This window comes from Mesorhizobium sp. WSM4809 (assembly GCF_055811655.1).
Map to the genome: position 1 here is coordinate 153,364 of NZ_JBVVQW010000003.1, position 11,725 is coordinate 165,088.

The 11,725-nt window shown below is 62.1% G+C and carries 11 protein-coding genes; 3 read left to right on the forward strand and 8 right to left on the reverse strand.

The annotated features are described in order from the left end of the window. Nucleotides 1–82: 82 nt before the first annotated feature. The 3 genes from AC0L24_RS08835 to AC0L24_RS08845 all read left to right on the forward strand — a co-directional run bounded on the left by AC0L24_RS08835 (nucleotide 83) and on the right by AC0L24_RS08845 (nucleotide 3,400). Nucleotides 83–745, forward strand: a complete 663-nt coding sequence (locus tag AC0L24_RS08835; protein WP_127271063.1) for a TerC family protein — start codon at nucleotides 83–85, stop codon at nucleotides 743–745. A 136-nt stretch (nucleotides 746–881) separates the two neighbouring features. Continuing rightward, nucleotides 882–2,195, forward strand: a complete 1,314-nt coding sequence (gene rimO, locus AC0L24_RS08840) for a 30S ribosomal protein S12 methylthiotransferase RimO (RefSeq protein ID WP_127380321.1) — start codon at nucleotides 882–884, stop codon at nucleotides 2,193–2,195. Between the two features lie 98 nt (nucleotides 2,196–2,293). Continuing rightward, on the forward strand, nucleotides 2,294–3,400 hold the full coding sequence (locus tag AC0L24_RS08845; protein WP_127810371.1) for an acyltransferase family protein: 1,107 nt from the start codon (nucleotides 2,294–2,296) through the stop codon (nucleotides 3,398–3,400). Nucleotides 3,401–3,445: 45 nt separating this feature from the next. Here the strand turns inward: AC0L24_RS08845 and AC0L24_RS08850 are convergent, their stop codons facing one another. From AC0L24_RS08850 to AC0L24_RS08885, 8 genes are all read right to left on the reverse strand, one after another. Continuing rightward, nucleotides 3,446–4,513: a BMP family ABC transporter substrate-binding protein gene (locus AC0L24_RS08850; RefSeq protein WP_127323146.1), complete on the reverse strand. Its 1,068-nt coding sequence runs from the start codon at nucleotides 4,511–4,513 to the stop codon at nucleotides 3,446–3,448. A gap of 50 nt (nucleotides 4,514–4,563) precedes the next feature. After that, complete coding sequence (locus AC0L24_RS08855; protein ID WP_127268999.1) at nucleotides 4,564–5,484, reverse strand: ABC transporter permease; 921 nt, start codon at nucleotides 5,482–5,484, stop codon at nucleotides 4,564–4,566. Next, a complete protein-coding gene (locus AC0L24_RS08860; protein ID WP_127269000.1) occupies nucleotides 5,484–6,614 on the reverse strand; it encodes an ABC transporter permease in 1,131 nt (376 codons plus the stop codon). Before AC0L24_RS08860 ends, AC0L24_RS08855 begins: the two co-directional genes overlap by 1 nt. Further along, entirely contained in the window at nucleotides 6,611–8,188 is a 1,578-nt protein-coding gene (locus AC0L24_RS08865; protein ID WP_164873847.1) for an ABC transporter ATP-binding protein, read from the reverse strand. The genes AC0L24_RS08860 and AC0L24_RS08865 overlap by 4 nt, the downstream gene beginning before the upstream one ends. Nucleotides 8,189–8,321: 133 nt before the next feature. Continuing rightward, complete coding sequence (locus AC0L24_RS08870; RefSeq protein ID WP_127810373.1) at nucleotides 8,322–9,299, reverse strand: quinone oxidoreductase family protein; 978 nt, start codon at nucleotides 9,297–9,299, stop codon at nucleotides 8,322–8,324. Between the two features lie 43 nt (nucleotides 9,300–9,342). Further along, entirely contained in the window at nucleotides 9,343–10,161 is an 819-nt protein-coding gene (gene pcsA / locus AC0L24_RS08875; protein WP_023811884.1) for a phosphatidylcholine synthase, read from the reverse strand. Beyond that, nucleotides 10,158–10,772, reverse strand: a complete 615-nt coding sequence (locus AC0L24_RS08880) for a DUF1326 domain-containing protein (RefSeq protein ID WP_127810374.1) — start codon at nucleotides 10,770–10,772, stop codon at nucleotides 10,158–10,160. Before AC0L24_RS08880 ends, pcsA begins: the two co-directional genes overlap by 4 nt. Nucleotides 10,773–10,786: 14 nt before the next feature. Continuing rightward, nucleotides 10,787–11,725 (reverse strand): DUF2182 domain-containing protein, encoded by a 939-nt coding sequence (locus tag AC0L24_RS08885; RefSeq protein WP_127810375.1) that lies wholly within the window; start codon nucleotides 11,723–11,725, stop codon nucleotides 10,787–10,789.

Here is an 11,725-nt window from a genome sequence, read left to right on the forward strand (position 1 = left end):
CCCTTGACGCCAGGGGACCACCAAGTTAGGGCCTCTGGATAATCGACGAACACTCGGCAAAATCAGCAAGGGCTTCCTGTCGATGGACATTTTTTTCAGCGCTGCCAGTCTGACCGCCCTGCTCCAGGTCATCGCCATCGACCTCGTGCTGGCTGGCGACAATGCGATCGTCATCGGCCTCGCCGCGGCCGGCCTGCCAGCCGAACAACGCAAGAAGGCGATTCTTCTCGGCGTGGTGGCGGCAACGGTGCTGCGCATCGGGTTTGCCGCAATTACCGTCAAGCTGCTGGCGATCGTCGGCCTGCTGCTCGCCGGCGGCATCCTGCTGCTGTGGGTCTGCTGGAAGATGTATCGCGAGTTGCGTACGTCGCATGCCGATGAATTGGAAGCGACCGAGGCACTGTCGAATTCGGACCTCAACAACGACCAGGCGGTCGCCGGCAAGACGAAGCGCAAGACCCTTGGCCAGGCTGCCTTGCAGATTGTCGTCGCCGATGTGTCGATGTCGCTCGACAACGTGCTGGCGGTGGCTGGAGCGGCGCGTGATCATTTTCCGGTACTGATCATCGGCCTGGTGCTGTCGATCGCCCTGATGGGGCTGGCCGCGACTTTCATTGCCAAGCTTCTGCATCGCCACCGCTGGATTGCCTATGTCGGCCTGCTGATCATTTTCTATGTGGCTGTGGACATGATCTATCGTGGCGCGGTGGAGGTTTGGCCGCATGTAAACGGTGCGGTCGGCTGAGGCTGGCGGACATCGGCATCTTCACTCCGTGGAAGCAAGACCGCCGTGCGTTTTGCCGCATCGCGGGCGTGCCCATACCAATGCCGCAATAAGTGTGGTACTGCGCCGGCAATCCTGAAAAGCCCGGAAACGCTCTATGTCCGCTCCACGCGTGAGTTTTGTCAGTCTTGGATGCCCGAAGGCCCTTGTGGATTCGGAGCGCATCATCACGCGCCTGCGCGCCGAAGGTTACGAAATCGCCCGCAAGCATGACGGCGCCGACCTTGTCGTCGTCAACACTTGCGGCTTTCTCGATTCCGCTCGCGACGAGTCGCTCAACGCCATCGGCTCCGCGCTTTCGGAAAACGGCCGGGTGATCGTCACCGGTTGCCTGGGCGCAGAGCCGGACGTCATTCGCGAAAAGCACCCCAATGTGCTGGCGATCACCGGGCCGCAGGCCTATGAGAGCGTGATGGCTGCCGTGCATGAGGCCGCGCCGCCTTCGCACGACCCTTATGTCGATCTTTTGCCGCCGCAGGGTGTCAAGCTGACGCCGCGCCACTACGCCTATCTGAAAATTTCCGAAGGCTGCAACAACCGCTGTACCTTTTGCATCATTCCGGCACTGCGTGGCGACCTCGTCTCGCGGCCGGCGGCCGATGTGCTGCGCGAGGCCGAGAAACTGGCCAAGGCTGGGGTCAAGGAACTTCTGGTGATCTCACAGGACACCAGCGCCTACGGCATCGACATCAAGTATCAGACGTCGATGTTCGGCGACCGTGAGGTGCGCGCAAAATTCCTCGATCTGTCCGAGGAACTGGGCAAGCTCGGCATCTGGGTGCGCATGCACTATGTCTACCCCTACCCGCATGTCGCCGACGTCATCCCGTTGATGGCAGAGGGCAAGATCCTTCCTTACCTGGATATCCCCTTCCAGCACGCTTCGCCGCAGGTATTGAAGAACATGCGCCGGCCGGCACACGGCGAAAAGACGCTCGAGCGCATTCGCGGCTGGCGTGAGGTCTGCCCGGATCTGGCCATTCGCTCCACCTTCATCGTCGGCTTTCCCGGCGAGACGGACGATGATTTCGAGATGCTGCTCGACTGGCTCGACGAGGCCAAGATCGATCGCGCCGGCTGCTTCAAATACGAGCCGGTCCGCGGCGCCCGCTCCAACGATCTCGGTCTCGAACAGGTTCCCCAGGAGATCAAGGAGGCGCGCTGGCACCGTTTCATGCAGCGCCAGCAGAAGATTTCGGCAACGCAGCTGGCCAAGAAGGTCGGCAAGCGCCTGCCGGTGCTGATCGACGAGGCGCATGGCACGTCGGCAAAGGGCCGCACCAAATACGACGCGCCCGAGATCGATGGCTCGGTGCATATCCAGTCGCGCCGCCCTTTGCGCCAGGGCGATATCGTCACCGTCAAGATCGACCGCGCCGACGCCTATGACCTTTATGGTTCGGCGGTCTGAGGGCCGTATTTACTACATCTGGCGATAGTTCAGCCTTTTAACCCGCTCAGCCGCGATCCGCTCTATGGTTTGCGGACCGGAGATGCGGGGGAATGCGGATGAACACCAGATCTGCGGAACAAAATTACATCGCGACGCTGGATTTGCTCAGGCTGGCGGCAGCACTTGCTGTCGTGTTCTTTCACTATTTCTTTCGCGGCGCGGCCGCCGAAGGCTACCTCGCGCAGGGCTATCCGCTTGCCGCACCGTTCGCCCTCTACGGCTATCTCGGCGTCAATCTGTTCTTCCTGATCAGCGGTTTCGTCATTGCCTGGTCGGCGGAAAACCGGAGCTGGGATCAGTTTGCGATCGCGCGGTTCGTTCGCCTCTATCCGGGTTTTCTGTTCTGCATGACGATCACCTTCGCAGTTCTCACCCTTGCCGGCACGCCGTTGCTTCCAGCCTCTTTCAGCCAGTATGTCGCCAACCTGTCGATGTTCGCGCCGGTCTTCGGCCAACCCTTCATGGACGGCGTCTACTGGTCGATCGTGCTTGAACTGGTGTTCTACGGATGGATCACGCTGGCCCTGTTCACCGGGCTCTTCCAGAAACGCAAGCTGGAGCTGATCTTCATCTGGCTGGCGATCTCGGCCTTGAACGAGTTCTTCATCGGCAGCGGCGGAGCCAGGCTGCTGTTCCTCACCGAGTTCGGCCCGTTCTTCGCCGCCGGCGTGCTGGTCCACCACATCCATTCGCATGGCCGTTCTGTGCCGGCCCTGCTGCTGCTCGCCGCCGCGTTCCTGATCTCCTGCGGAACGCTGTCGGTGACGCAGCGCTGGATGCTCGGCCACTACGGCATTGCCGTCTCCTCGGCCAATCTTGTCCTCGCCAACGCCGTCATGCACGCGGCCCTGATCGGCGCGGTGCTGCTGCGCCACCGTGTGAGGGCATCGGCGCTCACCCTGGCGCTGGGCGGGCTGACCTATCCGCTCTATCTGCTGCATCAGGAGATCGGCTATCTCGCCATCAATGCGGCAACGCCCATTGTCGGCAAATGGATTGCCGCCCGTGGTTGCGTCGTGCTCATGCTTTTCATTTCGTGGGCGATCTGGCGCACCTGCGAACGACCGGTACAGCGGTTGCTCAGGTTTTGGCTCGGCCGTGTGGTCGATGCCGGACGAACGCGGTTTCATCGCCCCTCTGCCGGCGCACAGCCCGCCGAATGAAGAAGGGCGCCTCGCGGCGCCCCTCCGTCTCATGTCTCGCGCTGGTTATTTCGGCAGCTTGTCGTCGACGCCCTTCACATAAAAATTCATGCCGAGCAGCGTGCCGTCGTCGGCGACTTCGCCATCCTTCAGCCATGGCGTGCCGTCCTGCTTGGCGATCGGCCCGGTGAAGGGATTCCAGCCGTCGGCGATCTTCTTTTCGGTGGCTTCGGCCATCGCCTTCACGTCGTCGGGCATGTTGGTATAAGGAGCGAGCTTGACGGCGCCGTCCTTGATGCCGAGCCAGACATTGCCCGGCTTCCAGGTGCCGTCGAGGGCTGCCTGGACCCGGCTGATGTAATAGGGACCCCAATCATCGGTGAGCGAAGTCAGCTGCGCCTTGGGCGCGAACTTGATCATGTCCGATGACTGCCCAAAGCCCTTCAGGCCCCGCTCCTCGGCCACTTGCAGGGCAGCGGTCGAATCGGTGTGCTGGACGATGATGTCGGCACCCTGGTCGAACAGCGCCTTGGCGGCGTCGGCTTCCTTGCCCGGATCGAACCAGGAATTCACCCAAACGATTTTGGCTTTGAAGTTCGGGTTGATCGACTGTGCGCCGAGCATGAAGGAGTTGATGCCCATCACCACTTCGGGAATCGGGAAGGAAACGATGTAGCCGGCAACGCCGGCCTTCGATTCCTTGGCGGCGATCTGGCCGAGCACGTAGCGGCCTTCGTAGAAACGCGCATTGTAGATGCCGAGATTGTCAGCGGTCTTGTAGCCGGTGGCGTGCTCGAACATCACCTTGGGGAATTTCTTGGCGACCTTCACTTCCGGGTCCATGAAGCCGAAGGAGGTGCCGAAGATGAGCTTGCAGCCTTCGCGCGCCAGGCGCTCGAAAGCGCGGTCGGCGTCGGGACCTTCCGAGACGTTTTCGAGATAGGCTGTTTCGACCTTGTCACCGAGCGCCTTCTCCACATCGAGACGGCCCTGGTCGTGCTGGTAGGAGTAGCCGAAGTCGCCGATCGGGCCGGTGTAGACCCAGCATGCCTTCAGCTTGTCCGCAGCTTCCGCCGTCACTGCCAGCGACATGGCGGCGGTCGTGGTCATCAGGGCAATAAGCAGTTTTTTCATTGTGTTACCTCTCTGAGTTAAGCCTTGGAGCTTCCCGTTTGTTTTTATTGTCAACGATCCGGAACGAATGGCTGCCCCAAGGAAGCCGGCGTGTTCATCATCGTCAGACGCTTGTTGCGCGAGATTAGAACGAGAACCACGATGGTTGCCAGATAGGGCAGCGAAGAAAGGAACTGTGAAGGCACCGGAATGCCAAAAGCCTGTGCATGAAGCTGGCCGATCCACACCGCGCCGAAGATGTAGGCGCCGGCCAGCACCCGCCATGGCCGCCAGGAGGCGAACACCACCAGCGCCAGCGCGATCCAGCCGCGGCCGGCGCTCATGTTCTCGACCCATTGCGGCGTGTAGACCAGCGACAGATGGCCGCCGGCAAGCCCGGCACAGGCGCCGCCGAAGATCACCGCGAGATAGCGATAGCGGATGACCTGGATGCCAAGCGCATGGGCCGAGGTGTGGCTGTCGCCGATCGAGCGCAGCGTCAGGCCGGTCCTTGTCTTGAACAGGAACCACATGACGGCCGCGGTGAGCGCGATCGAAATGTAGAAGATCGGGTCCTGACCGAACAGCAGCCTGCCGACGACAGGCATTTCCGTCAGGCCGGGAATGTAGAGGTTGGGCAGCCTTTCGCCGGGTTGGCCGACAAAGCTGGTGCCCATCATGCCGGACAGGCCAAGGCCGAGCAGCGTCAGCGACAGGCCGGTCGCCACCTGGTTGGTGGCCAGCGACAGCGTCATGACGGCAAACAGCAGCGAGAACACCGCGCCCATGGCGATTGCCGCCAAAAGGCCGATCCAGGGCGAGCCGGTGAGATAGGTCGCGCCGAATCCGCCGACAGCGCCCATGATCATCATGCCCTCGACGCCGAGATTGAGCACGCCGGAGCGTTCGACCACCAGTTCGCCGATTGCCGCGATCAACAGGGGCGTTGCCGCCGTGGCGATGGTCAGAAGGATGTTTACGGTGATGTCCATCAACGGGCTTCCTTCAACTTTGGCGCGGCTTCGAGTTTCGCGGCACCTTCCGGCTTGGTCAGCGCCAGGCCGACCAGGCGAATGCGGTAGTGGATGAGCGTGTCGCAGCCGAGCACGAAGAACAGCAGCATGCCCTGGAACACCCGCGCCACCTTGTCGGAGATGCCGAGCGCGCTCTGCACCGCTTCGCCGCCGAGATAGGTCAGCGCCAGCACCAGACCGGCGGCAACGATGCCGAGCGGGTTGAGGCGGCCAAGGAAAGCCACGATGATGGCGGTGAAGCCATAGCCGGGCGAAATGACAGGCTGCAGTTGCCCGATGGCGCCCGAGACCTCGGAGATGCCGGCGAGTCCCGCCAGAGCGCCTGACAGCAGGAAAGCAAAAAAGACCATGCGGTTGAGGCCGAAGCCGGCGAAGCGCCCTGCCCGCGGGCTTGAGCCTAGAACGCGCACCTCAAAACCTTTCAGCATGCGGCTCATCAGGATCCAGACCAGCACCGCGGCGACCAATGCGAAGACAAAACCCCAGTTTGCTCGCCCGGCATCCGGCATCAGCTCCGGCAACACGGCCGAATCGTTGAACTGGATAGTCTGCGGGAAACCATGGCCCTGCGGATCGCGCCAGGGTCCGCGCACCAGCCAGTCAAGGAAAAGCTGCGCGACATAGACCAGCATCAGGCTGGTCAGGATTTCGTTGGTGCCGAAGCGTGTCTTGAGCAGAGCCGGGATCGCGGCATAGGCCGCGCCGCCGACCATGCCGAGCAACAGCATCAGCGGCAGCACCAGCGGACCTTCGAACTGCGGAAATAGCACGGGAATCATCGAACCGGCAATGCCGCCGAGGATGAACTGGCCTTCGGCGCCGATGTTCCAGATGTTGGCCTTGTAGCAGACCGACAGGCCGACGGCGATCAGGATGAGCGGCGCTGCCTTGATCGCCAGCTCATGTAGCTGCCAGACCTGGCTGATCGGCTCGATAAAATAGATATTGAACGCGGTCAGCGGATTGACGCCGAGCAGCGCGAACATGACGGCGCCGGCAATGATGGTCAGCGCGAAGGCGATGAACGGCGACAGGGCCGAAAACAGCATGGAACGCTGCGGGCGTTTGACGAGTTCGAGGCGCATCATGCCGTCTCCAGCGAGTGTTCGGCGTGGCCTGGTTCGGCGCCGCCCATCAGCAAACCTACCTTTTCGAAGGTTGCCTCGGCGATCGGCATAGGCTTCGACAGCTCGCCATTGTGCATGACCGCGATCGCGTCCGATATCTCGAACAGCTCGTCGAGATCCTGGCTGATCACCAGCACCGCCGATCCGCTGCGCGACAACTCGATCAAGGCCTGGCGGATATGAGCGGCAGCGCCCGCATCCACGCCCCAGGTCGGCTGGTTCACCACCATGACGCTTGGCCGGCGGTCGAGTTCACGGCCGACGATGAATTTCTGCAGATTGCCGCCCGAAAGGGCCGCGGCCTCCGGATCCGGCGCACTCTTGCGTACATCCATCGCCTCGATGATGCGTTGGGACGCGGCTTGGATGGCACCGCTCTTCACCATCCCGCCGGAACCGACGAACGCCTTGCCGTCGGTGGCATGGCGCGACAGCAGCAGGTTTTCGGAAAGCTTCATGCGCGGTGCCGCACCGTGGCCGAGGCGCTCCTCCGGCACGAAGGCAGCGCCCAGCAGTCGGCGCCCGGTGATGGTGAGGCCGCCTGCGTCCTTGCCGCGAATGCGCACCGAGGATGCATCCTGCTGCGGCACTTCGCCGGAGACGGATTCGAAGAACTCGCCCTGGCCGTTGCCGGCGACGCCAGCGATGCCGATCACCTCGCCCGCCCGGACGTTCAGGCTGATGCCCTTGAGCGGGATCGAGAACGGCGTTGCCGGTTTGCGGCTGAGATTGCGGATTTCGAGCAGCGGCTGCGCCTTGTCGATGCCCTCGACCGGCGCGCGCACCACGGCCTGCACCTCGTTGCCGACCATCATGCGAGCCAGCGAAGAGGCGGTTTCCTCGCGCGGATTGCAGTGGCCGACAACCTTGCCGTGGCGCAACACGGTGGCGCGGTCGCAGATGCGTTTGACCTCTTCGAGCCGGTGCGAAATGTAGAGGATGGATTTGCCTTCCGAACGCAGGCGCTCCAGCGTCTCGAACAGCTTGTCGGCTTCCTGCGGCGTCAGCACCGAGGTCGGCTCGTCCAGAATGATGAGCTGAGGCGTTTGCAACAGGCAACGGATGATTTCGATGCGTTGGCGTTCGCCTACCGACAGGTCGCCGACCAGCGATTCAGGATCGAGCGGCAGGCCGTAGCTGAAGGAAAGCGCCCTCGCCTTCGCAGCGATGCTGTTGATCGGCGAGCCGTCGTCCAGCGACAGGGCAATGTTTTCGGCCGCGGTCAGCGCCTCGAACAGCGAGAAGTGCTGGAATACCATACCGATGCCGAGTTTTTTCGCGACGCCGGGACTGGAAATCCTGACGGCCTGCCCGTTCCAGAAGATCTCGCCGGCATTGGGCTCCAGCGAACCGAACAGCATCTTGACCAGCGTCGACTTGCCGGCGCCGTTTTCGCCAAGCAGGGCGTGGATCTCACCCCTGGCGATGTCGAGATCGATATGATCGCACGCCGTCAGCGTGCCGAATATCTTGGTGAGGCCACGAACCCCAAGCAGGTTCGTGCCGTCGTGATTTGCACTCACAGTGCCTCCCATCTGGTTAGCCAGACATGTTCTGTGTTCCCGCAGGCATGGTAGGCGCGGCCGGCTCTCATCGGAAAGCGGCACGCGTCTTGAAAGAGCTTCAAGAATTTCAGCGGAAATTCAAGGGATAGCAAGGCAGAACGAACTAAGGGATGAGAATGGTCGTCCCTGTGGTCCTGCGGCCCTCGAGGTCGGAATGCGCCTTGCCGGCGTCCTTGAGCGCGTAGCGCTGGTTGATCTTGATCTCGACCGCGCCGCTGAGCACGACCTCGAACAGGGCGGCGGCAGAAGCGTCGAGGTCCTCGCGTCTTGCGTTGTAGACGAACAGTGTCGGCCTCGTTGCGAACAGTGAGCCCTTCTGTGCCAGCAATGACATGCTGAATGGCGGTATGGGTCCCGAGGACTGGCCAAAGCTGACGAACATGCCAAGCGGCCGCAGGCAGTCGAGCGAAGCCGGAAATGTGTCGTTGCCGACCGAATCGTAGACGACGTCGCATTTTTTGCCACCGGTGATGGCGGCGACGCCGGCAACGAAATCCTGTTCCTTGTAGTTGATGACATGGTCGAAACCATGCGCCCTGGCGAGCTCGATCTTGTCGGACGAGCTGGCGGTGCCGATGACGGTGGCGCCGAGGTGTTTTGCCCATTGGCCGAGGATCAGCCCGACGCCGCCTGCCGCGGCATGGAACAGGATCGTGTCGCCGGCCTTCACCTTGAACGTCCGGCGCAGCAGATATTCCGCGGTCATGCCCTTCAGCATCATCGCTGCGGCCTGTTCGTCGCTGATGCCATCCGGCACCTTGACGACGCGGCTGGCATCGATGACGCGCTGTTGCGCGTAAGCGCCCGTCGTCACGGCATAGGCGATGCGATCGCCCGGATTCAGCCAGTCGACGCCCTGGCCGACCTCCAGCACCACGCCGGCGGCTTCGCTGCCTGGCACGAGCGGGAAGCCGCCAGGCGGCGGGTAGAGGCCAGAGCGATGGTAGACATCGATGAAATTGAGGCCGATCGCGGTGTGCCGGACCAGGATCTGCCCGGATCCCGGCTGGCCGGGGTCAGCGTCCTCATAGGTCAGAACTTCCGGGCCGCCATTGGCGTGAATGCGGATCGCTTTCGACATTGCTAGGCTTCCTGTGGGCTAGGCTTCCTGTGGGAGCGGCTGATCAAGCCTTTTTGGCACCGAGATTGGGAAAGAACTGCATGATGCCACCGATGCAGGCAAGGTAAAGCCCGGTGATGGTAATGCCGATCTTGGTGAAGGTGCTGACCTGTTCGCCCAGCACGCCGATCTGATCGTAGAAGGCAGCGAGTGCCGCCTGGGCCAGGGCGAGCGCGCCGAAAGCGCACCATAAGAGGGTCATCCCAAGGTTGATGCGCCGCAGCCGCACCACCCGCACCGGGTGGATGAAGTTGATCGGCACGAAAGTCAGGACGCCGGCCACCACCACCACAGCGAACGAAACCCATTGCCCGGGCTCGATGACGAACAGGGTGAACACCACCATGTTCCAGACCACGGGGAATCCCTTGAAGAAATTCTCCTTCGTCTTCATGCCGGTGTCGGCATAGTAGATGGCGCTGGACACGACGATGATCGCCGCCGACAGGAAAGACAGGCCCTCGCCCATGAAGCCGCGCTGATAGAGCGCGAAGGCCGGGATCAGCACGTAGGTCACGTAGTCGATGATGTTGTCGAGCAGTTCGCCCGACCATGTCGGCAGGATCTCCTTGACCTCGAGCTTTCTGGCGATCGGTCCATCGATGCCGTCGACGAACAATGCCAGCCCGAGCCACCAGAACATTGCGGTCCAGCGCTCTTCGCTCGCCGCCACAAGCGAGAGGAAGGCCAGGAACGAGCCTGATGCGGTCAAGAGATGGACGGAGAACGCCCGCGCCTGTGGCCAGGTGACCTTCTTCTTCGGCCTGGGAATCCGGTCCGTGATCTTTTTGGCGGCTTTTCGGGCCGTTGTGTTCTTGCTCACGGGCCCCGCCAATCCAGCTTGCAGATTTCGGCCGAACGGCCGGCGAAATTCCAGTTGCGGCCGAAAGCCCGCATCTTGCTCTTGTCAGACCTTGCCACGATAATCTCGGGCGCGATCCAGTATTCCGAATTGCTGATCACCGTATCCTTGCCGCGATCCTTGCCGGGGATGGGTGTCACCGCCCCGTCGATGATCTTCGGTATCTGGAAGATACGCGTCTTGTCACGCGTCTCATAGGTGATTGGCACCTGCTCGACGCCAAGGAATTTGCCGACGAGGATGGAGAGCAGCGATGTGGTTCCGCCTGCCTTGCCCGTGAAGATCTTGGTCAGCGCCTTGACCGCGTAGACCGAGGCTCGGCTGTCGATGAACAGGCCGGCGGTCCAGTTGCCGCGGCTCATGTAGCCGGGGATTTCCATGATCAGCCCGAGATTGAGGCCGGACAGATCGACCTCACCGAAATGGCCTGCATCGATACGAAACCCCGCCCAGGTCTGGCAATAGCCTTCGGTCGGCGGATGATTGCCAAGCGATAGCACGCAGGGGCAAAAAACCGTGCAATTGCAGGAGAGTACGAGCTCTCCCTTCATCGCCCAGCTCTGGTCTGCCATCGATTTTCCCCCACTCATAGCGAGACTACTAGCAGCGCGGCTGCCCAGACAAGCAGTATCGCACCGGCCAGCCGGGTTGGAACCCTGCTGGCTGTTTGTTTTTCGATCAGGGTGAACAGCCCGATCAACGCCATCCAGAAAATGTTCATGACGCCAACGGCGAACATCACCAGCATCAAGGCCCAGCAGCAGCCGAGACACCACAGACCTTGCGCGACACCGAGCCGAAAGATGTTAAGGGGCCTTGCGCTCCAGTTCGAAAACAGGACCGAGAACGGGTTCTTGCATTTCTTCAGGCAAGCTTCCTTGAGGCCGCTGAACTGGTAGAGGCCGGCAATCACGAGAGCGAGCGCACCGGCAAGGCCGGCGACCGGATCGAGCATCCCGGCTGATAAGGCGAATGCATGGGCGGCCAAGGTCAGCGCCGCGAACATCATTGAAGCGGCGAGCCAGACGCTTAGGTAACCGGCGACCAGCACCAGCGGGTGAACGACCGGTTCGCCCTTGATGCGAGCCGTGTCAGTGATTTCGCAATAGGTGCGGATCATCGGCGCCGCCGAAGGCAGCATCATCGCGACCGCCATCAGGAGCCACATGAAAACGAGCGCGCCGGCCTGCAAGCCGAGATCTGCGTCCAAGGGCACCGGTGAGAGGCACAGCACAAAGAACCGTTCCAGGAAATCGGGCAGCGGCAGTTGCGGCAGGCTGCGCAGGATCGTGTCGCCAGGGGCGCCGACGCCCGCAATCCCTGTTTCAGCCCCGCGGATTGCCATCGCCGCAAGAGACAGCCAGGCAAGCAGGATGCAAGCGGCGACAACGACGTTTACCGTGACGCGAGGATTGCGCGCGATGCCGGCCATGGCGCGGCCGGCGCGGTCGAGATGGCTGAAGTCGTCCTGCTGGCCGGTCATGACATCCGAATGGGCCGAATCGCCGCGTTGATCAAGCGGCAT